Annotated in this window: 28 protein-coding genes; 17 read left to right on the forward strand and 11 right to left on the reverse strand. The window is 40.2% G+C overall.

Translation table 11 applies throughout. The features are described from left to right. Positions 1–9: 9 nt before the first annotated feature. Positions 10–1,371 carry a tRNA (N6-isopentenyl adenosine(37)-C2)-methylthiotransferase MiaB gene (miaB, locus tag FRE64_RS03340; protein ID WP_146294660.1) on the forward strand — a complete coding sequence of 454 codons (1,362 nt, stop codon included), beginning with the start codon at positions 10–12 and terminating at the stop codon, positions 1,369–1,371. Here miaB and FRE64_RS03345 read toward each other — a convergent pair. Next, positions 1,355–2,290 (reverse strand): alpha/beta fold hydrolase, encoded by a 936-nt coding sequence (locus tag FRE64_RS03345; protein ID WP_146294661.1) that lies wholly within the window; start codon positions 2,288–2,290, stop codon positions 1,355–1,357. The genes miaB and FRE64_RS03345 overlap by 17 nt on opposite strands. 167 nt (positions 2,291–2,457) lie before the next feature. Between FRE64_RS03345 and FRE64_RS03350 the strand changes: the two genes are divergently transcribed. The 3 genes from FRE64_RS03350 (at position 2,458) to FRE64_RS03360 (ending at position 5,417) form a co-directional block, all read left to right on the forward strand. Further along, positions 2,458–3,213, forward strand: coding sequence for a sucrose-phosphate phosphatase (locus FRE64_RS03350; RefSeq protein ID WP_246140384.1), 756 nt, complete (start codon positions 2,458–2,460; stop codon positions 3,211–3,213). A 63-nt stretch (positions 3,214–3,276) separates the two neighbouring features. Beyond that, on the forward strand, positions 3,277–4,065 hold the full coding sequence (locus tag FRE64_RS03355; protein WP_146294662.1) for an ABC transporter ATP-binding protein: 789 nt from the start codon (positions 3,277–3,279) through the stop codon (positions 4,063–4,065). Positions 4,066–4,181: 116 nt separating this feature from the next. After that, a complete protein-coding gene (locus FRE64_RS03360) occupies positions 4,182–5,417 on the forward strand; it encodes an MlaD family protein (protein WP_146294663.1) in 1,236 nt (411 codons plus the stop codon). An 89-nt stretch (positions 5,418–5,506) separates the two neighbouring features. Here FRE64_RS03360 and FRE64_RS03365 read toward each other — a convergent pair whose 3' ends face one another. After that, the gene (locus FRE64_RS03365) at positions 5,507–6,475 is read right to left on the reverse strand and encodes a heme o synthase (RefSeq protein WP_146294664.1); all 969 of its coding nucleotides are present in this window, start codon (positions 6,473–6,475) and stop codon (positions 5,507–5,509) included. A 211-nt stretch (positions 6,476–6,686) separates the two neighbouring features. Beyond that, complete coding sequence (locus tag FRE64_RS03370) at positions 6,687–7,610, reverse strand: COX15/CtaA family protein (protein ID WP_146294665.1); 924 nt, start codon at positions 7,608–7,610, stop codon at positions 6,687–6,689. A 376-nt stretch (positions 7,611–7,986) separates the two neighbouring features. On the opposite strand from FRE64_RS03370, the gene FRE64_RS03375 reads away from it, so the two are divergent. The 5 genes from FRE64_RS03375 (at position 7,987) to FRE64_RS18225 (ending at position 12,207) form a co-directional block, all read left to right on the forward strand. Further along, positions 7,987–8,955 carry a cytochrome c oxidase subunit II gene (locus tag FRE64_RS03375; RefSeq protein WP_146294666.1) on the forward strand — a complete coding sequence of 323 codons (969 nt, stop codon included), beginning with the start codon at positions 7,987–7,989 and terminating at the stop codon, positions 8,953–8,955. A gap of 9 nt (positions 8,956–8,964) precedes the next feature. Further along, positions 8,965–10,620 (forward strand): cytochrome c oxidase subunit I, encoded by a 1,656-nt coding sequence (gene ctaD, locus FRE64_RS03380; RefSeq protein WP_146294667.1) that lies wholly within the window; start codon positions 8,965–8,967, stop codon positions 10,618–10,620. 26 nt (positions 10,621–10,646) lie between these two features. Then, positions 10,647–11,255 (forward strand): cytochrome c oxidase subunit 3, encoded by a 609-nt coding sequence (locus tag FRE64_RS03385; RefSeq protein WP_146294668.1) that lies wholly within the window; start codon positions 10,647–10,649, stop codon positions 11,253–11,255. Positions 11,256–11,409: 154 nt separating this feature from the next. Next, positions 11,410–11,655, forward strand: a complete 246-nt coding sequence (locus FRE64_RS03390; RefSeq protein ID WP_146294669.1) for a hypothetical protein — start codon at positions 11,410–11,412, stop codon at positions 11,653–11,655. A 270-nt stretch (positions 11,656–11,925) separates the two neighbouring features. Further along, positions 11,926–12,207 carry a type II toxin-antitoxin system VapC family toxin gene (locus FRE64_RS18225; protein ID WP_390622264.1) on the forward strand — a complete coding sequence of 94 codons (282 nt, stop codon included), beginning with the start codon at positions 11,926–11,928 and terminating at the stop codon, positions 12,205–12,207. Between the two features lie 45 nt (positions 12,208–12,252). Here FRE64_RS18225 and FRE64_RS18230 read toward each other — a convergent pair whose 3' ends face one another. From FRE64_RS18230 to FRE64_RS03410, 4 genes are all read right to left on the reverse strand, one after another. Further along, a complete protein-coding gene (locus tag FRE64_RS18230) occupies positions 12,253–12,390 on the reverse strand; it encodes a GIY-YIG nuclease family protein (protein WP_390622265.1) in 138 nt (45 codons plus the stop codon). Positions 12,391–12,425: 35 nt separating this feature from the next. Next, positions 12,426–13,664: a precorrin-6y C5,15-methyltransferase (decarboxylating) subunit CbiE gene (gene cbiE / locus FRE64_RS03400; RefSeq protein ID WP_146294670.1), complete on the reverse strand. Its 1,239-nt coding sequence runs from the start codon at positions 13,662–13,664 to the stop codon at positions 12,426–12,428. A gap of 18 nt (positions 13,665–13,682) precedes the next feature. Continuing rightward, a complete protein-coding gene (locus FRE64_RS03405) occupies positions 13,683–14,333 on the reverse strand; it encodes a cobalt-precorrin-8X methylmutase (RefSeq protein WP_186708956.1) in 651 nt (216 codons plus the stop codon). Positions 14,334–14,408: 75 nt separating this feature from the next. Beyond that, positions 14,409–15,209: a DUF1868 domain-containing protein gene (locus FRE64_RS03410; protein ID WP_146294672.1), complete on the reverse strand. Its 801-nt coding sequence runs from the start codon at positions 15,207–15,209 to the stop codon at positions 14,409–14,411. Positions 15,210–15,284: 75 nt separating this feature from the next. Here FRE64_RS03410 and holA point away from each other — a divergent pair, with 75 nt between their 5' ends. Then, a complete protein-coding gene (gene holA / locus FRE64_RS03415) occupies positions 15,285–16,268 on the forward strand; it encodes a DNA polymerase III subunit delta (protein ID WP_146294673.1) in 984 nt (327 codons plus the stop codon). A 104-nt stretch (positions 16,269–16,372) separates the two neighbouring features. After that, positions 16,373–17,575 carry an alanine racemase gene (gene alr / locus FRE64_RS03420; protein ID WP_146294674.1) on the forward strand — a complete coding sequence of 401 codons (1,203 nt, stop codon included), beginning with the start codon at positions 16,373–16,375 and terminating at the stop codon, positions 17,573–17,575. A gap of 5 nt (positions 17,576–17,580) precedes the next feature. Here the strand turns inward: alr and FRE64_RS03425 are convergent, their stop codons facing one another. Together FRE64_RS03425 and FRE64_RS03430 are read right to left on the reverse strand one after the other, a co-directional pair. Beyond that, a complete protein-coding gene (locus tag FRE64_RS03425; protein WP_246140385.1) occupies positions 17,581–18,024 on the reverse strand; it encodes a DUF1499 domain-containing protein in 444 nt (147 codons plus the stop codon). 85 nt (positions 18,025–18,109) lie between these two features. After that, a complete protein-coding gene (locus FRE64_RS03430; protein ID WP_146294676.1) occupies positions 18,110–19,255 on the reverse strand; it encodes an LptF/LptG family permease in 1,146 nt (381 codons plus the stop codon). Positions 19,256–19,372: 117 nt separating this feature from the next. On the opposite strand from FRE64_RS03430, the gene FRE64_RS03435 reads away from it, so the two are divergent. From FRE64_RS03435 to psaX, 3 genes are all read left to right on the forward strand, one after another. Beyond that, positions 19,373–20,059, forward strand: coding sequence for a DUF547 domain-containing protein (locus FRE64_RS03435; protein WP_146294677.1), 687 nt, complete (start codon positions 19,373–19,375; stop codon positions 20,057–20,059). 141 nt (positions 20,060–20,200) lie between these two features. Next, on the forward strand, positions 20,201–21,121 hold the full coding sequence (gene lipA / locus FRE64_RS03440; RefSeq protein ID WP_146294678.1) for a lipoyl synthase: 921 nt from the start codon (positions 20,201–20,203) through the stop codon (positions 21,119–21,121). A gap of 44 nt (positions 21,122–21,165) precedes the next feature. Beyond that, positions 21,166–21,306 carry a photosystem I protein PsaX gene (psaX, locus tag FRE64_RS03445; RefSeq protein WP_146294679.1) on the forward strand — a complete coding sequence of 47 codons (141 nt, stop codon included), beginning with the start codon at positions 21,166–21,168 and terminating at the stop codon, positions 21,304–21,306. A 54-nt stretch (positions 21,307–21,360) separates the two neighbouring features. Here psaX and phoU read toward each other — a convergent pair whose 3' ends face one another. Next, positions 21,361–21,945 (reverse strand): phosphate signaling complex protein PhoU, encoded by a 585-nt coding sequence (phoU, locus tag FRE64_RS03450; RefSeq protein WP_246140414.1) that lies wholly within the window; start codon positions 21,943–21,945, stop codon positions 21,361–21,363. Between the two features lie 249 nt (positions 21,946–22,194). Here phoU and FRE64_RS03455 point away from each other — a divergent pair, with 249 nt between their 5' ends. Beyond that, positions 22,195–22,803 (forward strand): methyltransferase domain-containing protein, encoded by a 609-nt coding sequence (locus FRE64_RS03455; RefSeq protein WP_146294681.1) that lies wholly within the window; start codon positions 22,195–22,197, stop codon positions 22,801–22,803. 114 nt (positions 22,804–22,917) lie between these two features. Then, on the forward strand, positions 22,918–23,802 hold the full coding sequence (locus FRE64_RS03460; protein WP_146294682.1) for a tetratricopeptide repeat protein: 885 nt from the start codon (positions 22,918–22,920) through the stop codon (positions 23,800–23,802). A 78-nt stretch (positions 23,803–23,880) separates the two neighbouring features. On the opposite strand, the gene FRE64_RS03465 is transcribed toward FRE64_RS03460, so the two are convergent. Then, positions 23,881–24,165 (reverse strand): sll1863 family stress response protein, encoded by a 285-nt coding sequence (locus FRE64_RS03465; protein ID WP_146294683.1) that lies wholly within the window; start codon positions 24,163–24,165, stop codon positions 23,881–23,883. A gap of 294 nt (positions 24,166–24,459) precedes the next feature. On the opposite strand from FRE64_RS03465, the gene FRE64_RS03470 reads away from it, so the two are divergent. Continuing rightward, positions 24,460–24,777 (forward strand): DUF3155 domain-containing protein, encoded by a 318-nt coding sequence (locus FRE64_RS03470; protein ID WP_146294684.1) that lies wholly within the window; start codon positions 24,460–24,462, stop codon positions 24,775–24,777.

Below are 24,777 nucleotides of genomic sequence, written 5' to 3' on the forward strand. Positions count from 1 at the left end.
TTTCTCATTATGACTGCAACAACTCCTCGCCGTTATCACATTACAACCTTTGGCTGCCAAATGAATAAGGCGGATTCAGAACGCATGGCAGGTATTTTAGATGCAATGGGGTATATTCCTGAAGATGACCCTAATTTAGCTAATTTAATTGTTTATAATACTTGCACCATTCGCGATAATGCCGAGCAAAAGGTTTATTCTTATTTAGGACGACAGGCAAAACGGAAACAACAGTCTGCTGATTTAACTCTAGTTGTGGCTGGTTGCGTGGCGCAACAAGAAGGGGAAAAGTTACTACGGCGTGTTCCTGAGTTGGATTTGGTTATGGGGCCCCAACATGCCAATCGCTTGGGAGAACTTTTAGAACAGGTGGAAGATGGGAATCAGGTAGTTGCCACAGAACCCATCTATATTATGGAAGATATTACCCGGCCCCGACGAGATAGCAGTATTAGTGCTTGGGTTAATGTTATCTATGGCTGTAATGAACGCTGTAGCTATTGTGTTGTGCCTAATGTGCGCGGTGTGGAACAGTCTCGGACTCCTGAAGCAATTCGGAATGAAATGGAAATTTTAGGGGAACAGGGTTATAAGGAGGTAACGCTGTTAGGGCAAAATATTGATGCCTATGGGCGTGATTTACCGGGTTCTACCCCAGAGGGACGACATAAGCATACGTTGACCGATTTACTCTATTATGTCCATGATGTGCCAGGAATTGAGCGCATTCGTTTTGCTACCAGTCACCCTCGCTACTTTACAGAGCGACTGATTCGCGCTTGTGCAGAGTTGCCAAAAGTGTGTGAGCATTTTCATATTCCCTTTCAATCTGGGGATAATGAAATACTCAAAGCAATGTCTCGCGGTTATACTCACCAGAAGTATCGGCGGATCATTGATAAAATACGTCACTATATTCCTGATGCGGCAATTAGTGCTGATGCCATTGTGGGATTTCCGGGGGAAACAGAAGAACAGTTCCAGAATACATTACAGTTAGTGGAAGATATTGAGTTTGATCAGTTGAATACGGCGGCTTATTCCCCTCGCCCTGGCACTCCCTCGGCAAAATGGGAAAATCAACTCACTGATGAGGTGAAAAGTGATCGCCTGCAACGACTGAATCATTTAGTTTCCACGAAGGCGGCTGCGCGATCGCGCCGTTATCTCAATCGTACCGAAGAAGTTTTAGTAGAGGGACAAAACCCGAAAGATAGTTCCCAAGTGATGGGGCGTACTCGAACCAACCGCTTAACCTTCTTTGCTGGCGATATCGAAGCATTAAAAGGACAACAAGTTCCTGTAAAGATTACCGATGTGAGAGCCTTTAGTCTGACAGGAGAAATGATGGTTCCTATGCCTGTAACATAGCTTCTTCTTGGAGAAACTGAATCACTTTGGTCTTGATTTGTTCGGAAGCACAAGCGGTTGCATCATGCCCACAGTTCTCTAGAAACTCTAAACGGGAATTAGGGAGAGATTGGTGCAGTTTTTCGCCGTGACGGGGAGGAAACCAGCGATCGCTGTCTCCCCACAGAATTAAAGTAGGACAGAGTATATTTTCTAAATTATCGTGAACATAGCTGATTAAATTGGGCTGTTGTTTTTCTAGATACTGAATTTCTCGGGCTGCCTGTTGTAGAGTTTGGGTAAAATGCGCGATCGTGCCACTTTTCTCTACAAAGGGGTAAGTTAACGCATAAACATCCTCATAGGTGACCATCTCTGGTGCTGTCACCACATCCCGACGGGCATACCGAACCACCTCTCGCACCACTGGCGCTAAAGGCTTCACTAAACGCGATTGATCAATTCCTCTTACCAAATGCAAAGGAACTCCTGCTAACCAGCGCATTCCCGCACTCGGTAATTCCTGAGGGAAAATTGCTGCATTGATCAGGACTAAACGATCAAAATATTGAGAATAATCAATTGCCGCTGATACAGATACCAGACCTCCTAATGATTGTGCAATCACGGTTGCTGGTTCATCACATAAGGCTTCAATAACTTGGGGTAACTCCTGCTGTAACTGAGTAATTTTCCATTGTTCAGGTTTATCCGAAAAACCATGTCCGGTTAAATCAAATGCAATAACCCGATAATTCTCCGCTAAAATCGGGATCAGTCGTCGCCAACTATAACTCCAACTCCCAATCCCATGTAAAAAAATAATTGGCTTTCCCGTCCCAATTTCTCCATAAGCTAAGTAATGAGTAGTACCGCCTGGACTTTGAACTGGCAACATTTTTTGCCCTTCAGGAAATGTCGTTTGCCACCAATTTTCCATAACTGTTTCCTCCCTCAATCGAGATAACTACCAAATTAATTACCGAAACTCTAGCTTTTAAGTTCAATATAACAAATCATCTAAAAACAAGGAAAACCTTAACCCTTTCCTAACAAAAAGATAACCTTTATATAATATTTGCTACATCTTAACCATTTGGAGACTCAATGATGAAAGAAAAATTATTTATTAGTGACCTTGATAATACTTTAATTGGTGATGATTTAAGCTTAGAAAAATTAAACAAAAAACTAGAAAAAAGCCGAGAAAACCATGGAACAAAAATTGTTTATGCCACAGGCCGATCGCTGTTTTTATATCAACAGTTAACTCAACAAAAACCACTACTTCCACCAGATGCTCTAATTGCTGCAGTGGGAACAGAAATTTATCTTAATCCAGAAACAGAAATAATGGATCAAGACTGGGAAAATTATCTTTCTCAAAACTGGCATCCTAAGAAAATTCTAGAAATTACCATGCAGTTTCCTGAATTAACTCTCCAACCAGAGTTTGAACAAGGGCAATTCAAAATTAGTTTCAATCTTTCTTCACAAGCATTACAAAATATTATTAATCCTCTTGAAAAAGCGTTAACTGAAGCTAACTTAAATGTTAAACTTATTTATAGCGGAGGTAAAGATTTAGATATTATCCCCAAAGAAGCCGATAAAGGGTTAGCTGTCCAGTTTTTACAAAAAAAATGGCAAATGAGTGATAAAAACACGATTGTTTGTGGCGATTCAGGAAATGATATTGCCCTTTTTGATACGGGACATCCTCAAGGAATTTTAGTTGGCAATGCTCAAAGTGAACTCAAACAATGGTATCAAAACAATGCAACCGAATATCGTTACTTAGCGCATCAAGAATATGCAGCAGGAATTATAGAAGGCTTAGAATACTTTAAATTGATTGAATAAAATTCTATGTTATTTGTCCTTTGTCCTTAATGACCAATGACTAATGACTAATGACTAATTACCATGAACGAACCCTTAATTGAACTCAAAGGAATTTCTAAAAAATTTGGTGACACTGTAATTCTTGATGAAGTTGACCTCACCATTTATGATGGCGAAGCCCTAGTGATTATTGGGCCCTCAGGAACAGGGAAATCAACTATATTGAGAATTATTGCAGGATTACTTGCCCCTGATAGTGGAGAGATTTATATTAAAGGAGAGAAAAGAGAAGGCTTAATTGAAGACCATAAAGATAGCATTCATATTGGGATGGTCTTCCAACAAGCAGCCTTATTTGACTCTTTAACCGTTAATGAAAATGTTGGTTTTTTTCTTTATCAAAATACTGATTTACCGCGCCAAAAAATTCGGAAATTAGTAGAAGAAAAACTAGAAATGGTTGGTTTACCTGGAACTGGCGATCTTTCGCCAGCACAACTTTCTGGAGGGATGAAAAAACGAGTTAGCTTTGCTAGGGCAATTATGTCTGATCCTGATAACCCTGACACTTCACCTGCCACTATTCTATATGACGAGCCGACCGCAGGCTTAGACCCTATTGCTTCTACCGTTATTGAAGACTTAGTACGTCGATTACAAGGTCAAAACACAGGATGTGGCACGTATGTTATGGTAAGTCACCAAGATAGTACCATTCGTCGGACTGCCGACCGAGTTATTTTTCTTTATGGAGGTAAAGTGCAATGGGAAGGCAATGTAAATGAAATTGATACCACCGATCATGCTATGGTTCGACAATTTTTTAGTGCCAGTGTTAAGGGCCCAATTCGGGTAATTGGTGGTCAATAAATTCACCGGTAATCATTAGTCACTGGTTTACAAAAGACGAAGGACAAAATCAAGAATGTGCTTCAAACTGAAAGTGAAAACCGCTATAGAAAATAAATAAAAATAAGGATAAAAAAATGCGATCGCGTACAGTTCGAGAAGGCTCAGTTGGCTTGCTAATTTTAGTAGGATTCCTCTTATTTGGCGGGGTTTTTATGTGGCTCAGAGATTTTAGATTAGGGCAAGATAGTTATAAAATTACTGCTACTTTTACCAATGCAAATCGAGTCATCGCAGGATCACCAGTGCGCTATCGCGGGGTAAGAGTTGGAGAAGTAGAGAGAACTGAACCCCACGCTAACGGTGTTAATATTGTCATTCGGATTAATCGGGTTGATTTAAGTCTTCCTCGACAAGGGTTAACCATTGAAGCTAATCAATCAGGGTTAGTGGGAGAAACCTCCATTGATATTTTTCCCCAAACCGAACTTGCTTCAGAACAGGCTGAAGTAAGCCCAATTAGTGAAGATTGTGATTCCACTATTGTTGTGTGTGAAAATGACACAGTACAGGGAGAAGTTGGAGCGAGTTTAGATGTTTTAATTCGTAATACTTCCCAAGCCGCAGAATTAATTAGTGATCCCGAATTATTTGAAAATATAAAAGAACTCACCGCTAGCAGTACTGAAGCAGCAGAAAGCATTGCCGAAGTGAGTCGAGATATATCAGATATCTCAGGAACAGTCACCCGACAATTAGAAATTTTAACTGCTACTACAGAAGAAACTGGGGAAGAATTAGCCCTCACTGCAACAGAAACCCAAGAGTTAATTCGGAACTTAAATCGGATCGTAGTTACCAATGAGGAAAATATTGAAACAACCCTTTCTGAAATTGGTCAAACTAGTCAAGAATTAAATCGGGTGATGCAAACTCTCGGCCCTACCCTAGAAACCTTAAATACAAGCATTGAACAAACGGATACTGAAAAGTTAATCACGAACTTAGAAACCTTAACAACCAATGCCGCAGAAACGTCAGAAAATCTTAAAAATGCTTCTGAAGTCTTGAGTAGTTCCGAAAATTTAATGCTAATGCAACAAACCCTTGACTCAGCAAGAGCAACCTTTGAAAATACACAAAAAATTACGTCTGATCTCGATGAATTAACTGGAGACCCTGAATTTAGACGTAATTTAGAACGACTCATTGAAGGCTTAAGTGATCTCCTTTCCTCTACTCAGGAATTAGAGCAACAGTTAATTGCTGCTGAGAGACAAAAACAACTGGAAGAAACAGATAATGAACTTGAACGTACCATCAATTTTAGCAATATAGGCGAGAATCCGACGACCACATCCCGAAGAGATTAGTCGTTAGACCTAGCGCCCACTTAAATTGCTAGACGATGTGAGTGTAAGTAGCTCACTCTATCCCCCGCTAGTGGCGAGGGAAGCAACAATTAACCGATTAATGTTGCAGTGAGATGAGAGAGAGTATCGGTAATAAATGCCACCGTATGGCGAGTCAAGGGTAAACTATCAATGACCATTCCCGTACATAACAGCATCATATAGAGAATGGAATACTTAAACAGCGATCGCGCTTTTAGTTTATCCTCAGGAGATTGTCGCAACACCCAAGCCTTCTTAATAAAAACAAAGCCTAAAACCGTTGCAAATATGCCATAAATCCATCCCGACTCACCAAGAGGATAAATTAGACCAAAGGTTAAGGGAACAACAAATACTGTATAAGCAAATACCTGTTCTGCTGTTTCTTTCACCCCTTTCACCACTGGCAACATCGGAACATTGACTTCTGCATAATCATCACAGATCATCATCGCCAAAGCCCAAAAATGAGGCGGAGTCCAGAAAAAGACAATCGCAAATAAAAACCAAGCCGCCCAACTTAACTCATTAGTCACCGCGGCCCAACCCACTAAAGCAGGAATTGCCCCAGCAGCGCCACCAATAACAATATTCTGGGTACTATGACGCTTCAGCCAATGGGTATAAACCAGCATATAAACAAAAATACCAGACAGTGCTAGTAATGCACTTAAAACATTCACGAACCAGGCCATCAAACCAAAAGACAGCCCAGCTAAAACCATAGCAAACAGTAAAGCGTGTTGTGGCTGCACTCTTCCTGAAGGAATAGGACGTTTCCGCGTCCGTTGCATCTCATAATCAATATCCTTATCGTAGATGCAGTTCAAAGTTTGCGCTGAAGCCGCCGCTAAAGTTCCCCCAAGGAGGGTAATAAACAGATTAAGCGGATCCACTTCTCCATCTCCGGCAAGCCACATTCCAGCTGCCGTGGTAATTAGTAATAAGGGAATAATGCGTGGTTTCGTCAGTTGATAATAACTTTGAATAACTTGTAAAAAGGTTTCGTTGCGATGAGAAAGACTAGTCCCAGTCATGGGTAATTAATTCCTTGAAAATTGAATAGTGTGCAGTTACTTAAAGTTTTCCAATTCAATGCAATGTAATATGAAATACCTAAATGCTTGCTACTAATAATTTTGCCTTTGCCACCCTTAATAATGGGCATTGAGGGGATCAATATCAGTAGAGTTGCTTAGCTTTCATATAAGTAGTTCTGGGAACCTTTTGCTTCTTAATGAGCCAATATTATACTGATTGAGAAGAAGTCATTGCATCTCGCACGGCTAGAACTGTGTAAGCCACTAAGCCACCAAACAAGGCAGCACCAACAGCTTGATGTGTAACCGTAAGGGGTTCAACTTGCAGATGAAAGTGAAAAGTTGCAGTGCCGACTAAAATTTGCAAAATGAGTAAGACTCCTGAAGCATTAGAAATTTTCCGTAAAGCAGGATGCAACGCTGGGGTTCGCCAAGAGAAAATGACCACAGCTAGAGTTGCTAGACTCGCCGGTAATACCCCCAATAAATGACTATTCATTACAGAACATAATTGGGAACCTGTATAACATTGATGCACTGCCCAGCGAGAGGCAATGAGTCCACCGAGAAGACTTTGCCCATAAACTAATGCCACAGCAATTCCTCCTAGCCAAGGGAGTTTTTTGGCAGTAGTTGTCCCCTGATAGGGCAATAAAGCCGTTCCCATGCCCACTAATAACCCAAAGAATAAGAGGGCTGTTCCTAAATGGGCAGTAACAATATCAAATCGTAACAACTCAGTGACTGTGAGTCCGCCGAGGAGTCCTTGCAAACTAACTAAAATCACAGCTAAGACCGAAGCCCAAGGTAGCCAACGGGGTAATGATTGACGATACCAAATTGAGAATCCCGCTAAAAAGAGGGTACTCAAGCCAATTAGGGCAGCATCAAGACGGTGAAACCACTCCAAAAATACTTGCAAGTTCATCTGTTGCGAGGGAACGATTTGACCATAACACAGGGGCCAATCGGGACAAGCTAACCCTGCATCCATTACCCTTGTCGCACTACCAATCGCCATCAAAATAAATGTCGCAATGGAAATTTTCCAAATTAGGCGTCGCACTTGCTGTTGCGCGGTTAATTGATTCTTAGATTGGGTAATTTTTTGCTGAATAACTGATTCTGTCATAATCTTTGAAGATTATAAAAATCTAATTAGTTGCTAAGTCTTGTGTTTATTTTTAACTTAACCTTGCCAAAACAACATCTGGGGTGATTCACCTACCACTCTAATCAGAATCGTCACTCCCTGCCATGGTTTTAGATATTCTTCAGATTAGAGACAATAATCTTTGTCTTTTCTTTAGATTTAATTGTTTTGGATTGTTAAGATTTATTGCGATCCCAAAGAAAACCCTAAAAAAGGTTGAAATTTGTCCCTGTCCCCTGAATTTTTCCATAAGTTTGTTTTACCGTAGATGAGGAACAAGCAATTGCCTACTCATTACTCTCCCCTAAAACGTTAAAAAAGAATTGTAAACTCAAACGACTATAACCTAAACACTGTGACTACCACAAACAAAATTACAATTATTTCCCTGACAATTTTCATTGCTATCCTTAGCCTTTGGTACGGTCAGGATAATGGCTTATTGCCCGTTGCTGCCTCTCCCGAAGCAGAAGCAGTAGATGGCATTTTTAAACTGATGATGACCATTGCCACCGGCTTATTTCTACTGGTGGAAGGAGTTTTAATCTATTCGGTAATTCGCTTTCGACGAAAAGCTGGGGATGACAGTGATGGCCCCCCGATTGAAGGAAATGTTTCCCTAGAAATTCTCTGGACGGCAATTCCTACGGTAATTGTTTTGATTCTCTCGGTTTATAGCTTTGATGTCTATAACTCAATGGGAGGATTAAACCCAGAAGCCTCTAGAGATCCTGGCCCCCAAAAAGTGGCTCAAGAGAACCAGTCTGCTAACGGCTGGGAAGGCTTACTGGCTTCAGCGTCTAATTATCTGGCTCTGGGTTTAGGAGATTCCCCCAATAATCAGGTTAAGAACGTCGAGCCTTTATCAGTGGATGTGAATGCCATTCAATATGCCTTCTTGTTTACCTATCCTGACAGTGGCATTGTTACTGGGGAACTGCACGTTCCTGTGGGTAAGCCAGTGAAATTAAATATTAGCGCTGGCGATGTCATTCATGCGTTTTGGGTACCGCAACTGCGTATAAAGCAAGATGCAATTCCAGGACGCGAAACTAAGTTGAGTTTTAACCCAGAGAAAATTGGAGAATATCCGATTATTTGCGCTGAATTATGTGGTCCCTATCATGGGGCGATGAAAACCCAGTTAATTGTTGAAAGTGAAGAAGATTATCAAGGGTGGTTAGAAAGCCAACAAGTGGCGCAAAGTAAACCTTTAGAGGAAACGATCGCGCGTAGTGATCAATCCCCTTTACTCACTCCCTATGCGGAAAAAATTGGGGTTAATGACAAAACTTTAGACACATTAGACGCACAGATTCACTAAATAGAATTTATGGCAAATCCAGCAACAACGGGACATATTGAAGAAACCCGAAAACTCAAAGATTACTTTACATTTAATACTGATCATAAAGTCATTGGGATTCAGTATTTAGTGACCTCTTTTATCTTTTATCTCATTGGCGGGGGTTTGGCGGCGATGGTTCGCACGGAGTTAGCTACCCCCCAATCTGATTTTGTTGATCCAGAAACCTATAATCAGCTGTTTACTGTCCATGGAACGGTAATGATCTTTCTCTGGATTGTTCCGGCGGGTGCAGGGTTAGCCAACTATCTGATTCCCCTAATGATTGGGGCAAAAGATATGGCTTTTCCTAAGTTGAATGCCGTGGCATTTTGGATGATTCCTCCGGGTGGCTTGCTATTAATGGCAAGTTTCTTTGTGGGCGCACCGCAAGCAGGTTGGACTTCTTACCCCCCACTTAGTTTAATGACTGGGAAAGCTGGTGAGGAACTATGGATTCTCAGTATTTTAGTGCTGGGGACTTCCTCAATTTTAGGGGCGATCAACTTTGTTGCCACGATTCTCAAAATGCGGATACCAGACATGGGCTTATTTGAAATGCCTCTGTTTTGCTGGTCAATGTTGGCAACAGGCGCAATGGTGTTGGTTAGTACCCCCGTACTAGCAGCAGCGCTAATTCTCTTATCCTTTGATTTAATTGCGGGCACTGCTTTCTTTAATCCCACAGGAGGGGGTGATCCCATTGTTTACCAACATATGTTCTGGTTTTACTCCCATCCTGCGGTTTATATTATGATTTTGCCCTTTTTTGGGGTAATTTCGGAAGTGTTGCCTGTTCATGCCCGTAAACCAATTTTTGGCTATCGCGCGATCGCGTTTTCCAGTCTTGCCATTAGTTTCCTCGGCTTAATTGTCTGGGCACACCATATGTTTAGTAGTGGGACTCCAGGCTGGTTACGCATGTTTTTCATGGCAACCACAATGATTATTGCGGTTCCCACAGGCATTAAAGTATTTGGCTGGTGTGCCACGATTTGGGGAGGCAAACTCCGTCTCAACAGTGCCATGTTATTCGGCATCGGCTTTGTGTCTGCATTCCTCATTGGCGGCTTAAGTGGGGTGATGCTTGCTTCTGTTCCCTTTGACATTCACGTTCACGACACTTATTTCATTGTTGCCCACCTGCATTATGTTCTCTTTGGTGGTAGTGTTTTAGGACTCTTTTCAGCCATTTATCACTGGTTCCCGAAAATGACTGGGAAACACCTGAATGAGACTTGGGGGAAAATCCATTTTTGGTTAACCTATATTGGGTTAAATATTACGTTTCTCCCCATGCACCAGTTAGGATTACAGGGCATGAATCGTCGCATTGCGGTTTATGATGCAGAATTTCAAACCCTCAATGTAGTCTGTACGATTGGATCATATATTTTGGCAGTTTCCACCTTTCCCTTTTTAATTAATCTGGTTTGGTCTGTCTTTAAGGGGGAAAAAGCTGGGGCAAATCCTTGGAAAGCCTTAACGTTAGAATGGCAAACCACCTCACCGCCAATCATTGAAAACTTTGAGGAAGAACCCGTGTTATGGTCAGGCCCCTATGATTATGGCATTGATGTTACTGAAGATGACCAGTCGGTGGATGAGTTGCTATCAGAAGTGAAAGCTGACATGAGTTCGTAAGCGGAATTTGAGAAAAGGAAAATATCATGCAAAGTTCAACCGTCAATCAATCACAAGCCATTACTTATGGGGAGGAAACATCCCATGAAGAACATCCTGATCTACGGATGTTTGGGGTAGTTTTGTTTCTAGTGGCTGAGAGTATGATTTTCTTGGGGTTATTCTCGGCTTATCTGATTTACTATTCTGTTGTCCCAGAATGGCCCCCTGAAGGAACACCTGAATTAGAATTATTACTCCCTGGAATCAACTCCATTATTCTGATTTCCAGTAGTTTTGTCATGCACCGTGGACAAAGTGCCATTAAGAAAAATGATGTATCAGGATTACGGTTTTGGTTTGGCTTAACCGCCCTGATGGGAGCAATTTTTCTCGGGGGACAAATTTATGAGTATGCCAACTTGGAATTTGGTTTAACTACTAATTTATTCACCAGTTGCTTTTATGTTCTCACTGGCTTTCATGGGTTGCACGTAACAGTGGGATTATTCCTGATTTTATTTGTACTGCTGCGATCGCGCCGTGAAAATCACTATACCAGCGAAGAACATTTTGGCGTAGAAGCCTCAGAACTTTATTGGCATTTTGTTGATGTGGTTTGGGTGATTCTGTTTGGTTTAGTTTATTTGTTGTAATCGGAAAGCATTACTAATTAATAATTGGGGTTGACTTAGGTTGACCCCGATTTTTATTTGTTATTTGTTGTTTGTAAACCAATGACTAAAAACAAAAGAATTAGAACTGCTATATAATAAAAAAAAGCGAGTAAAAATAAAGAGGGATTAAATTATGGCAGAAACACAATCAGCAATTCATCTAACAACAAAGGTTTTACCCGGAAATCGCATTGAAGTAGAACTCCCCTCAGAATTAGAAGGAAAAGCTGTAGATGTATTTGTGGTTTTACCAAAAGAGTCTCCCAATCAGAAAAAAAATATCCTTGAAATCATTGAGGAAGCACGTAAGCATCGAATGGGAATGACTCCTGAAGAAATTGATGCTTATTTAGCAGAGGAAAGAGAGTCATGGGATTAACATTACCCAATTCAAGTCTAGTTTAGCTCGATACTTCTATTGTAATTTATAGTGTGGAGCAAGTACCAAATTACTATCAAATTTTAGAACCTTTATGGGAAAAAGTACAAAGTGAAGAAATTAGAGTTTTTAGTAGTGAATTAATCTTATAGCAATATGATCTCATTTGTAAAAACTAGCTCAACATTACGATCCCCCCTACCCCCCTTAGTAAGGGGGGAATTAAAGGGGGGATCACAACTAAAAATTTACAACTGATTTAGGATTGCTATATTAGAAACATTAGTTTTACCATTACGAACTGGAAACCAAGATTTATTACAAGCCTACGAGCATCTTCTGTTATCATCCTTACAGTTAATCTCAATTAGCCAAGAAATTCTACGAAACGCAGCGCAATTACGGGCGAATTATAATCTTAAAACCCCTGATGCAATTCATGTGGCGACGGCTCTAAAAGAAAATTGTACTCTGTTATTAACGAATGATGTCCAGTTTCGTCGTGTCACTGGCTTATCAGTTACCATTCTTCAGGATGTTTTGTTTGATTAAATCTCATGATTTTAGTTAAAATATCGCGTTTTCATTGTATTTTTATCACTCTTTATAAGAATTAATGTATTTCAATAATTCTTGTTCACATTGAAACCACTCTCCCATAATCCAAAGTGCAGTAAATTTTTCGTGTAAAGAACGCTCTATTTTTTTTGCAGATCTGGAGTTATTTGTTTTTATCGTAAAATCACGGGTTCAAAACCCCGCCATTCAGACTAAGAATGCCATCCAGTGAGAAGAGTGACAGGGTTTAAGGGAGAAAAACGGGTAAGATTAGCAATAGGAAGAGAGCGAGAGATTTGAATTTGTAAAGCGCGATCGCGCCACCCATGTTTTTTTAACCAGTTTCTAGCTTCTTCTAAATGTTCGAGAGTAGCTAAAGCAAAAACAATGATCCCATCGGAGGCTAATTTGGTTTCACAGTGATCTAAAATTGCGGTTAAGTTGCCCCCTGTTCCCCCAATAAAAATCCGTTGCGGGGGGGGAGAATCAGGTAAAATGGTAGGAGCATTTCCCGCGATCGCGCTAACGTTATTAACCTGAAGACGCTGACAATTTTCTTGAATTAAAGACACTCCCATGGCAGTTTTTTCAATTGCATAAACCTGAGAAGTCGGGAATAAACGAGCAATTTCTATGGCGACAGAACCGGTTCCAGCGCCTATATCCCAGATAATTTGATTGGGTTTTAGGGCTAATTCTGCTAAAATTAAGGGTCTAATTTCCCGTTTTGTCATTAATCCAGGGCGATCAGGAAAACTTAAAAATGTCTCATCACTTAACCCTAGCTTTGGTAAAGTTTCAGGATTGGGAATTGCTGAAGGCTGACGGATTAAAATTACCACATTCAGGGGAGAAAAGTCTAAACTTTTAACCGTTTCTAAGTCAAAACATTGACACTGTTCTTCTGTTCCTTCTAAATTTTCGCAAACCCATAGCTGATAAGAAAAGGCTAAATCTAAAGCTGTTATTAATTGCGCGATCGCGCTAGGAGTATTTTGGCTATCAGTGAGAATCCCAATCTTTTTATCTCCTCGTTGAATCGCTTTAATTAAGGCTTCTGTATTTCTGCCGTGGGCGCTAATGAGGGTTGCATCTTGCCAAGGAATTTTAATGCGATTAAAGGCAAGTTGTAGGGAAGATAAATGAGGATAAAATGCTAGTTGCTGAGGAAAAAAATGTTCTAATAAAAATCGTCCTAACCCAAAAAATAACGGATCACCACTGGTCAAAATAACAATTTTTTCTTGAGAATTGAGATCAGTTTTAATTTGCGCGATTGTTTCCTGAAAGTTTCCTAACTGAATCTTCCTTGCTGAGGTTTGAGAGAAATAACTCAGTTGCCTTTCACTTCCCACTAAAACAGTCGCTTGATCAATAATCCCTCGTACCTTTTCTGTTAACCCTGCTTCGCCATCTAAGCCTATCCCTACCACATTAATCAGTAATGCCATTTTCAACAAGTTACCCCCCTATATCTTCCCTTCGCCCCCCTTAGTAAAGCAGTGGGGGGATCGCATTTCTTCTTGACTTAACAGCAGTAAGGCATTAATAATTGAACCTGTTACAGCCGATCCACCTTTACGCCCTTCCACCCGAATTTGTGGAACATTGGTTGTTGCGAGCGCTTCTTTTGACTCAATCACAGAGACAAACCCCACTGGCGCGCCAATCACTAATTGCGGTTGAGCCTGCCCATTTTTGATAGAATGACATAAAGCTAAAAGAGCCGTGGGCGCGTTTCCAATGGCATAGATTCCATTGGGATATTTTTCAAGACAATTGAGCAATCCTGTTTCCGTGCGTGTTTGATTTGGGGCTGCTTTTTCTGCTTCTTCAATGGCACAAATAACAGGATTATTAGACGTTTTCTTAATCATTCCCTGAATACTTTGTTTAACCATCCCCACATCAACAATTATGGGAGTTTTTTCTAAGATAGCCTTGATTGCAATTTCAATTACTTGATCACTAAAGTAAAACAGATCTAAAAATTCAAAATCAGCCGTAGCATGAATCGCCCGACGAATTACCTGATACTGTTTTTCAGGATAATGATGTTCCCCAACTTCTTGATCAATAATGGCAAAACTTTCTTCGACAATGGGATGATTTTTACTCATTCTTTTCGTTATTCGTTATTTGTTATTAGTCACTGGCTTACAAACAACAAAGGACTAAGGACTAAGGACAACTAATCACTGATTATTACTAAAACTAACGACAGGAAAATCAGGTTCACGAATAAACGCCGTCATATCAGGAAACTTTCTTAATTCAGCTTGATAAATTGTTAATAACTTCGGATCAATTTCTAACCATTGATCATTAATCGCGGTTAAAGTTGTACAAATATCATCACGTTCTGACTGTTCAGGCACTTTTCCAAAATACCCTAATGTAACATGAGCTAAAAAGTGATAATGTTGTTCTAAACCTAAAGATAATAAATCTCGGTTTTGATAAATTGCCCGACGCAATTGAATGATCTGTTGATAAGAATATTCATCTTTAGGTAATAAGCCAACCACGATCGCGCGAGGACGGATAATTAACCCTAATAACTGCCACTGTAGTGGCTTATAAACAGGATTTTCTTGTTGATACTGTTTAAAACTGATAGCAATTTGTTGTTTCAGTTGACTTTCAAACTTGGGATTTTTTTCCACAGCCGTTTTGAATTGATCTCCCCAAATTAAATCCGCTAGGGTGACATGGAAACTGCTAGGAGGAACTGGGAGAAGAAAATCTTGGGGGAGTTGACTCAACAGACGCTGTTGGGTTTGATGCAAATGATAATAAAACCCTTCGTTATTACTATCTTCCTCGCAGGGAGGAGTAGTCACACTATATCCAGGGAATGATCGCGCCTCGACTTTCCCCTGTTCATCCCGCTGAAATTTGGGGGATTCTTGAATATTCTTCAATTGTGTCGGATACTGGGCTGGTTGCGATAAGCGTCCGACTTCTTCCACATACTTTTGATAGGCTTCGTCCAAGGCTGATTTATCTCCTAATTAACCGCTCATACAACTACCATAAAGGAAAAATCGACAAAAAACATCATTTCAGTTATGCCTGTTTACTTTTTTTGGGGAGAAGATGACTATCGCCTAAACCAAGCCATTACAGCTTTACGAAAGGAAGTGATTGATCCGCTTTGGGGAGACTTCAATGAGGATATTATTTCAGGAGACAGTGAAGAAGGGATGAGAGAAGCCCTCTATCAGGGGTTAACGCCTCCGTTTGGTGCAGGAAATCGCTTAATCTGGGTACAAAATACTACAATCGGTCAACGTTGCTCAGAAGGGTTATTATCAGAGTTAGAGCGGACATTACCGAAACTCCCTGATACCTCCCATTTATTACTAAGCAGTTCCAAAAAACCTGATGGGCGGCTGAAGTCAACCAAGTTACTGAAAAAATATGCAACTGTTAAAGAGTTTAGTTTAATTCCCCCTTGGCAAACCGAAGAATTGTTGAAGCAGGTGGAAACGATGGCAGGGGAAAAAGGGGTACAACTGACAAAAACCGCAGTGGAATGTTTAGCTGATGCAGTGGGGAATAATACGCGCCTATTGTCTCAGGAATTAGATAAGTTATCTTTATATGCTAGCGAAGAACATGGGAAATTAGACGAAAGCGCGATCGCGCAACTGGTTACTACCAATACCCATAACAGTTTACAACTCGCTACAGCTATCCGTAGCGGGGATACCAATCAAGCCCTATCATTACTCACTGATTTATTAAACCGCAATGAACCCCCTCTAAAAATTGTTGCCGTATTAGTGGGGCAATTTCGCACTTGGCTGTGGGTAAAATTAATGATAGAGAAAGGGGAAAGAGATAATAGCGCGATCGCGAAATCTGCCGAAATCAATAACCCGAAACGAGTTTATTTTCTCCGTAAAGAAGTGCAAAACCTATCATTACAGAAACTTTTAACCCTATTTCCTCTGTTATTAAATCTAGAAGCAACTCTCAAACGGGGAGAAGATTCCACAATTACTCTACAAACTTATCTGATTCAAATGTCTCAGGTGTTTCAACCCTGAGATAAATTTTAGCTCCCTATTTTGGTGATTCTCTCCACTTCATTGATTAATTGAAAACGGTTTTGTACCATTCAGTTATTATAATTGCAAGTGAGGAGTGAGTTATGGTCTTGAGCAGAGATATCGAGCTAGATTTAGAAACCGCATTAATCCCTGATCAATCTACGCCGACACAGCAAAATTGTTCCCCCACCCAACGGGCTTGGATTGAAATTAATGAAACAGCCCTGCGACAAAATGTCAAAGCCATTAAACAGTCTCTCTCTCCCCAGACGAGTCTAATGGCAGTTGTCAAAGCCGACGCTTATGGACATGGGGCAGTAAACGTTGCCCAAACGGTTTTAGAAGCCGGGGGAGAAGCTTTAGCCGTAGCAACCCTACAAGAAGGAATTGAGTTACGACAAGCTCAAATTCAGGCTCCAATTCTCATTTTAGGGGCCATTCATACGGTTGAAGAAATTCAAGCTCTTGTCAAGTGGAATTTAGAACCAACTTTATGTTCTCTGCAACAAGCCTCTGTTTTTGGGGAAACCTTACAAACCCTACAGACTTCTTTGCCTGTGCATCTGAAATTAGATACTGGAATGTCTCGTTTAGGGGTACTGTGGAAAGATGTAGTTCCCTTTGTTCGTTGCGTGCAGAAATTTCCTCAACTAGAAATTAAAAGTATTTACTCTCATTTAGCGACTGCAGATGAAAAAAATGATACGTTTATGGAAGTGCAGCGAGAACGGTTTGAAAGCGCGATCGCGCAATTAAATTCTATCGGTTTCACTCCTCCTTGTTTCCACCTTGCCAACTCCGCTGCTACTCTTCGTGATCCTAATTGTCACTATGATCTGGTGCGTGTGGGGTTAGCCCTTTATGGGTTATCGCCTTCTCCTCATTTAGCTTCAGTTTCTCCCCTGCAACCTGTTTTAGAAGTCAAAGCTCGCATCACCCAAATTAAAGAACTTCCCGCAGGGGCAGGTGTTAGTTATGGACATCAATTTATCACCGAAAAACCCACTCCCATCGCTGTGATCGGCATTGGCTATGCTGATGGCGTTCCCCGTAACCTCTCAAACCATCTTGAAGTCTTATTACACGGAAAAAAAGTTCCCCAAATTGGAGCAATCACTATGGATCAGCTGATGTTAGACATTTCCAATTGTGAACAGGTTCAACCTGGGGACATTGTTACCTTAATTGGCAAACAAGGAGAGCACACCATCACTGCTAATGACTGGGCACAAAAATTGGGGACAATTTCTTGGGAGATTTTATGCAGCTTTAAGCATCGTCTCCCCCGAATTTTTACCACTTAAAAACTTCAAGATAACTGTTCTCGGATCCGCTCAATACGACGACGATTTACCCCTAAGTCTGATTCTCCAATTCGCGATGCAGAACGAACATGGATCACCTCTGCTTGGGGGTCTAAATAAAATTCTACGTCATCAACAAATCCCATAATATTACTAGTAAATTGTGCATATAAGTAATTATCTTTCTCCTCAATAATTTCAGCATTATCAATCTCTTTAAGAATTGTTGTTAGCTCACCTAAGGCTCTTTCAGAAGAGGAATTATAAGTTAAGGGATCAATTTTATGATTAATATCTTTACTCTGACTAGAGACACAATTAGGCGTTTGCGGACAGTTGGCTAGCTTACCATTCTCCACACCAAGATTATCAGGTTGTTCTCCAGAAAAAGAGAAAATACTCGCCACTTGGACAGAGTTACTGGCTAGTGAAGGAGATGCGAAAAACATCGTGAAGCTAATGGCAGTTATTAAAAAAGTAGATAGAAGAAATCGCAGTTGCATGGCATAATTCTAAAAAACAATCACTCCTATTCTAATTGGCAGCTCGAAAGAGTAACCACCCACCGATGCCTAGCCCTAAAAAATTAGGAATCCAAGCAGACATAAAGGGTGATAAAAATCCTAATTGTCCCATTGCACCAGTAATAAAAGATAGTAAGTAATAGCCAAAAATAATTAAAACACTAATGCCAAAACTTGTGGCACGTCCCGTGTTTTTAGGGCTGGTTCCCAAAGCTGCACCCACTAAGCCAAACACTAAACAAACAAAGGGTAATGATCCTTTTTGCTGGATTCTAACCTTTAATTTTTGAACTTCTTCCTCATCGCTAGTGGCTTTGACTAACTCTAATTGTTCTAGAGATTGAGCAATATTCATTTCTCCATAATCGCGAGACTCTTGGGTTAAATCTAATGGCGTTCTTGGTAAATTTAATTCTTTATGCTCAAATCTAACGACATTATTATAAGAAGAATCAGAACCAATAATATAACTTGTCCCCTCATAAAAATCCCACTTATTAATACTAGGATTCCAAGTAGCAGACTGAGCATTAATAATTTGGCTAATCGCACCACGGCTACGTTCAATTACCGTTATTTGTCGCATTTGTTCTCCATCAAATTGTTCCGCATAAAATAATCGTTTTAACACTTCTTCTTCACTGCCATCAGGTTGTTCTACATTCCCATAATCAGTATAAAGAATATTGCGCTCTCGAAATGGTGGCGTATCATTTTCTAAAGCCTGTTCTAAAGTTATTCTTGCTTCATAGTTGGCGGTAGGGACGAGTAATTCATTAAAAGCAAATGTCATGCCTGTAATGAATAAACTCATCATTAAAGCTGGAATCACTAATCGGTAAATACTAATTCCAACACTTCTCAAAGCAATAATTTCACTATCACTCGATAGGCGACTATAAGTCATTAAGGTTGCTAATAAAGTAGCCATCGGAAATGCCAAAACAATAAATTCTGGCATACTTAATAAGAAAACACGGGCAGCGACGGTTAAGGGTAATCCTGATTCAGCTACTCGCCTCACTAACTCAAAAACTGTTCCCACAGAAACGCCAATTGAGGTAAATGCCCCTACCCCAAATAAAAACGGTGGAATGAGTTGTTGAATTAAATAGATATCTAAGATAGGAATAATTTTTGCTTTATTGATAAACATAATTAATATTTTTGAGTCTCCCAGACTACAGATAATAAAAAAGTAGTAAAATTAGTCATTAGTATAGAAATAACGAAGGACAAAGAACAAAACAATTTTATTATAATGGGTAGTGGCATGATTGATTTCTCGCTTTGGGATAGTTTACTCCGAGAATATGTTAACCAATCTGGACAAGTTGATTATCAACGTTGGCAATTAGAAACCCAAGGAGAATTAGATCAATGGTTGAATACTGTCTCGAATTTACAATTGAATGAACTTAAGGATGCAGAAAGTCTGTCTTTTCTCATCAATATTTATAATGCCCTTGTAATTGCTAAAATTTTGAAAAAATATCCCATTAAATCTATTTTACCAAGGACTTTGGGAGTTCCAAATTGGTTAGCATTTTTTATCTTCTTTTCTCAGCCTGTCCATAAACTGAATAATCAGCAGGTTAGTCTCAATGATATTGAACATAAAATCCTTCGTCAACAATGGCAAGAACCTCGCATTCATTTTGCCTTAGTTTGCGCCGCTATTGGTTGCCCCCTGTTGCGTAATGAAGCCTATCAGCCTGAGTTTGTTTATGATCAACTTGAGGCTGATGCAGTTCGTTTTATTAATAATACAGATAAGGTAAGTTATGATCCTGAGTTAAATCAGTTATTTTGTAGCAAAATTTTTAAGTGGTATGAAAAAGATTTTCTCCATCATTCTAAGTCAGTTGCTGACTATATTAAATCCTATTTAAGGATACCAATAACTGAGCCAATTTCTATTCAGTATCTTCCTTACAGTTGGCAACTCAATGAGCAATAAATAAATCTCATTTTGACTCTCCTAAACGAAATATGATAAAAAATTAGTAAAAAATGTACGATATAATTAAATTGCAGTTGAGGCTGAGATTTTAAGTCGATAAATTCTCAAGCTACTTCAAGGAATCAATTACAAATTCAGATGGTCAATATTTCTAAAGCAAATAGTGAAACAAGACAACAATGGCGTTCCGAAATTACTGCGTTACCTTCTTGGCTAAAACGCCCCATTGGTAATGCAAGTGAAATTTCCTCGGTACAGCAAATTATTAAACAGCGTCAAATTCATACGATCTGCGAGGAAGGACGCTGTCCAAATCGCGGAGAATGCTATAGTAATAAGACTGCCACATTCTTGTTAATGGGAGCAACGTGTACCAGAGCTTGTGCATTTTGTCAAGTAGATAAAGGTCACGCCCCGATGACGCTTGATCCAGAAGAACCTGAAAAAGTTGCTGAGGCGGTGGAAGCGTTGGGATTAAAGTATGCGGTGTTAACCTCAGTGGCAAGAGATGACCTTGAAGACGGCGGTGCAAGTTGGTTTGTGAAAACCATGGAGGCAATTTGGAAGCGTTCTCCAGAAACGGGAATTGAAGTGTTAACTCCTGATTTTTGGGGCGGTAAAGATTCCCAACAAAAACAGCGCGATCGCGTTGCTACCGTGGTCAAAGCGAAACCAGCGTGTTATAACCATAATGTGGAAACTGTTCCCCGTTTACAGGGGCCTGTACGTCGAGGGGCAAAATATGATCGCTCCTTAGAAGTATTAAGAATTGTCAAAGAAATTGACCCCGAAATTCCCACCAAATCAGGATTAATGTTGGGCCATGGCGAGACGGAAGAAGAAGTAATTGAGACTTTGCAAGACTTACGGGCAATCAACTGCGATCGCGTTACCATTGGACAATATATGCGCCCTTCCCTAGAACACCGCCCTGTGCAAAAATATTGGACACCAGAAGAATTTGATCGCCTCGGCGCGATCGCCCAAGAAATGGGATTTAATCATGTTCGATCCGGTCCTCTTGTGCGGAGTTCCTATCATGCCGGCGAGGCGGCTTAATTCTTTGCAGTAAATCACTTTAATAACAAAAAGGAGAAACAACTATGGCAAAAACATCTGCGGATAAAATGCCCGTTCCCCAATCTGGACAACCCCCCTACCGTTTTCGTCTAATTTGGGCAGTAGTCCTGTTGGCAATCAACTTTGTAGTGGCGGGAATCTACTTCCACCTCTTTAATATCTAAAAACGCTAATTCGCCCCCTTAATTAAGTTGAGGGGGTGAATGTTTAGAAAAAAGCTAAGCGCGATCGCCGGTAACAATATAAGAAACTCGCTGACCAATATTGGTTGCATGATCAGCCATACGTTCTAGATGTCGAATTACTAGCCCTAGCAATAAAATTGGTTCAACAGCCCCTCGAACATCTGTATTTTTAGCAAGAATTGTATAAAGGTGTTCATAAGCTTCATCTACTGTATCATCCATCTCTTTCACTCTTCTCCCAGCGGTATCATCTAAATCTGCCAACGCTACTAAACTTGCCGCTAGCATCATTTGGGTTTGATGGGACATAGTAGCCACTTGAGGTAAACAGGGATGAGAGGAATAAGGAAAGAGTTTTACGGCAAACTCAGCTAAATCCTCGGCATAATCACCAATTCGTTCTAAATCTCGAATTAACTGCATAAAGGCGCAAATGAGTCGTAAATCATTCGCTACCGGGGCTTGTAAGGTCATTAAAGTGACACAATCTAGTTCAATCTGGCGATAGTATTGATCAATTTGCTTATCAAGACCATTGATTTGGTTTGCCGCTTCCATATTATGATCAAAAAGAGCCTCATGGCTTAATCGAAAAGATTGCTCCACTAAAGCTCCCATGCGAAGAATATCTTGCTCAATTTGCTTTAAGCAACGTTCAAAGTAGAAATTAGATGAGTTTTTATTAGAAGATATGGAATAATTCAATACACTCCAAGTGGGCTCTTTTCAATAGATTTAATGGCAACTTTCCCTCTAAAAACTACGTTAATCATTTTCATAACTAATTGACAACTTGTTTTCCTATCTTAGGATAGTTATGATTATTGTATAACTTTATGGCAAATCAGTTAAGATACAGACGATAATATGAACAGCACTTTTTATCCAGAATTTTGGGAATCTCGCTATCAAGAAGGAACTGATCGCTGGGATATTGGCAAAGCAGCTCCCGCTTTAGTGAACTTTTTAAATTCTCCTCAAGCGCCTACTATGGGGAAAACATTAGTGATCGGTTGTGGTCGTGGGTATGATGCGCTATTATTCGCCGAGAAAGGACATGAGGTAGTAGCAGTAGATTTCGCCCCGAGCGCGATCGCGCAAGCCAAAGAATTAGCCCAACAAGCACATTTAAGTGTGGAGTTTATCCAAGAAGATATTTTTACTCTGCCTAAATACTATCAAAACTGCTTCGATTACATTATTGAACACACTTGTTTTTGTACTTTACCCCCAGAAAAGCGCACCAGTTATCTTGATCTTGTGATTTCTCTTCTGAAACCAAAAGGGGAATTAATCGGTGTCTTTTTTACCCATAACCGCGAAGGAGGGCCCCCCTACGGCATTCAGCCCTCAGAGATTAAGGAGTTATTCAATCCTAAATTTGAAATTATAAATTTAGTTTCCGTAGAAAATTCAATTCCTTCTCGACAAGGAGAAGAACATTTTGGACATTTTCGGATCAAGCAGGGAATTTAAACGTCTCCCTTAATGTTAAATTTTCAGCAATGGTAGCCACTTGGTTAAGTTTTTCATATTGAGTTAATGTGGCTAATGAATATTCCGATAGAGATTTTCTTAAAATAAAAAAATATGAGTTCTTCACAAGATAAGCAGTCTAAAAAAACTTGGATATTAGTGGTACTTGCCTTAATTGTCATTGCTTTTGTTGGAGTTTCGATTTTGCCGTTTCTCGCCAATCGAGATCAACCACAGCAAGCAACTAACGGGGCAAATCAACAACAGCAGGAAGAATTAGCGGATCAAGCAAGAGGGTATGAGGCGGTTTTAGAACGAGAACCTGATAATGAAAATGCCTTGCAAGGGCTATTAGAAATTCGTTTACAGCAAGGAGATGTGGAAGGAGCTATTGCCCCCTTAGAACAGTTAGCAGATCTCAATCCTGAACAAGAGGCTTATCGCATTCTTCTAGCTCAAGCCAAACAAGAAACCGGAGATGTGGAAGGGGCTGCTAGTGCTTATCGTTATATTCTAGATGAGCAACCCGGTGATCCGCGTGCTTTACAAGGGTTAGTAGATTTATATCTACAAAAAGATCGCCCAGAAGCTGCTATTGGAGAATTAGAAGAAACGTTAGAGTTGGCAGAAAATAATGAGATTGACGTAGATACTACTTCCATTCGACTTCTATTAGCTCAAGTGTACGCTCGTATGGATGATTTTGACCGCGCGATCGCGCTTTATCAAGAATTAGCTGAAGCAGATCCCAGTGATTTTCGCCCCGTTTTAGGACAAGCCCTTGTTAAGCAAGAACAAGGAGATGAGGAAGCTGCCAAACCCTTATACGAAGAAGCCTTTGCTCTCGCCCCTGCTGAATATAAGGATCAAATTAGAGATATGACTCCCCTTTTAGACGATGAAAATGCGGAGTTACCTGAACAAGCACCAGAAAGTGACTTACCAGCCCAAGAGCCAGAAACAGAAGAAATCCCCGTTTCTCCTGTTCCTGAAGAGTAATTTTGTCCTTTGTTAGTCCTTCGTCCTTTGTCCTTCGTTGTTTGTACACCAATGACTAATAACTAATGACTAATGACTTTATTTAAATTGATCTTGGGCTTTTTCAAAGGCTCGGTTTAAATCATCCCAAGCAGATTGAAATCCAGATTTGACTTCCTCCCAGGCTTCTCCTGTTGATTCTTGGAGATTATTGAGTTGGCTTTGCATCTCATTTCTGCGTTCTTGAAGCTGACTAATTTGTTGTTCCAATTCAGCTTTTCTTTCTTCACTTGCTTGGGAAGCCTTTGCTTTTAATTCATCAATCTTGGATCCCATTTCCCCAAGTTTTTGTTCCATTTCGCCTTTAGAATCTGGTGGTGACATAATGTAAAAACCTTCTATATTAATGATGAAACAAGTATATCGAAGCTCCTTTTTACGTCATCTATCCTTAGGTAGTTTTTAAAACTTCATACAATGATTAAGAATAATTAAAAAAATAAGCCCTGCTGTGTCATTTTTCCAAAATTACGTTTTATCTAAGTCTGATACCGCAACCGATTGCGCTATTGCTTATCTCAGAAAGGGCAGCTTGAAAAATCTTTGAGTTTACCTTATAATTAGCACGAATTTTGTAAGCATAATTACATTCATCAGTCAAGAAGGAGGTAACGGAACTTGGCAAGAAAACGGAAACGCAAAAGTCGTCGTCGTCAGGAAGGACGCAAGATCCTTGCCTTAGTACCTCAATATAATATCGAAAGTGGGGAATATAAACCAGTGACGGCAGCGAGAAAATATATTTCTGCAAAAGGAATCGCGCCACCAGCACTGGTTGTAGTTAGACGCAATGAGCATACCACAGATCGGTATTTTTGGGCAGAAAAGGGTCTATTTGGAGCGCAGTATGTGGAAGAAAACCACTTTCTCTTCCCCAGCTTAAGAGTTGTCCAACCTGAGGAAGAGCAAGTTGCAGTTGCAAGTAGTCGAGCTTAA

The organism is Euhalothece natronophila Z-M001 (assembly GCF_007904085.1).
GTDB classification, from domain to species: Bacteria; Cyanobacteriota; Cyanobacteriia; order Cyanobacteriales; family Rubidibacteraceae; genus Halothece; species Halothece natronophila.

Coding starts and splice junctions, on each gene's coding strand:
- miaB (WP_146294660.1), top strand. CDS start 10: ATGACTGCAACAACTCCTCGCCGTTATCACATTACAACCTTTGGCTGC.
- FRE64_RS03345 (WP_146294661.1), bottom strand. CDS start 2,290: ATGGAAAATTGGTGGCAAACGACATTTCCTGAAGGGCAAAAAATGTTG.
- FRE64_RS03350 (WP_246140384.1), top strand. CDS start 2,458: ATGATGAAAGAAAAATTATTTATTAGTGACCTTGATAATACTTTAATT.
- FRE64_RS03355 (WP_146294662.1), top strand. CDS start 3,277: ATGAACGAACCCTTAATTGAACTCAAAGGAATTTCTAAAAAATTTGGT.
- FRE64_RS03360 (WP_146294663.1), top strand. CDS start 4,182: ATGCGATCGCGTACAGTTCGAGAAGGCTCAGTTGGCTTGCTAATTTTA.
- FRE64_RS03365 (WP_146294664.1), bottom strand. CDS start 6,475: ATGACTGGGACTAGTCTTTCTCATCGCAACGAAACCTTTTTACAAGTT.
- FRE64_RS03370 (WP_146294665.1), bottom strand. CDS start 7,610: ATGACAGAATCAGTTATTCAGCAAAAAATTACCCAATCTAAGAATCAA.
- ctaD (WP_146294667.1), top strand. CDS start 8,965: ATGGCAAATCCAGCAACAACGGGACATATTGAAGAAACCCGAAAACTC.
- FRE64_RS03385 (WP_146294668.1), top strand. CDS start 10,647: ATGCAAAGTTCAACCGTCAATCAATCACAAGCCATTACTTATGGGGAG.
- FRE64_RS03390 (WP_146294669.1), top strand. CDS start 11,410: ATGGCAGAAACACAATCAGCAATTCATCTAACAACAAAGGTTTTACCC.
- cbiE (WP_146294670.1), bottom strand. CDS start 13,664: ATGGCATTACTGATTAATGTGGTAGGGATAGGCTTAGATGGCGAAGCA.
- FRE64_RS03405 (WP_186708956.1), bottom strand. CDS start 14,333: ATGAGTAAAAATCATCCCATTGTCGAAGAAAGTTTTGCCATTATTGAT.
- holA (WP_146294673.1), top strand. CDS start 15,285: ATGCCTGTTTACTTTTTTTGGGGAGAAGATGACTATCGCCTAAACCAA.
- alr (WP_146294674.1), top strand. CDS start 16,373: ATGGTCTTGAGCAGAGATATCGAGCTAGATTTAGAAACCGCATTAATC.
- FRE64_RS03425 (WP_246140385.1), bottom strand. CDS start 18,024: ATGTTTTTCGCATCTCCTTCACTAGCCAGTAACTCTGTCCAAGTGGCG.
- FRE64_RS03430 (WP_146294676.1), bottom strand. CDS start 19,255: ATGTTTATCAATAAAGCAAAAATTATTCCTATCTTAGATATCTATTTA.
- FRE64_RS03435 (WP_146294677.1), top strand. CDS start 19,373: ATGATTGATTTCTCGCTTTGGGATAGTTTACTCCGAGAATATGTTAAC.
- lipA (WP_146294678.1), top strand. CDS start 20,201: ATGGTCAATATTTCTAAAGCAAATAGTGAAACAAGACAACAATGGCGT.
- psaX (WP_146294679.1), top strand. CDS start 21,166: ATGGCAAAAACATCTGCGGATAAAATGCCCGTTCCCCAATCTGGACAA.
- phoU (WP_246140414.1), bottom strand. CDS start 21,945: ATGGGAGCTTTAGTGGAGCAATCTTTTCGATTAAGCCATGAGGCTCTT.
- FRE64_RS03455 (WP_146294681.1), top strand. CDS start 22,195: ATGAACAGCACTTTTTATCCAGAATTTTGGGAATCTCGCTATCAAGAA.
- FRE64_RS03460 (WP_146294682.1), top strand. CDS start 22,918: ATGAGTTCTTCACAAGATAAGCAGTCTAAAAAAACTTGGATATTAGTG.
- FRE64_RS03465 (WP_146294683.1), bottom strand. CDS start 24,165: ATGTCACCACCAGATTCTAAAGGCGAAATGGAACAAAAACTTGGGGAA.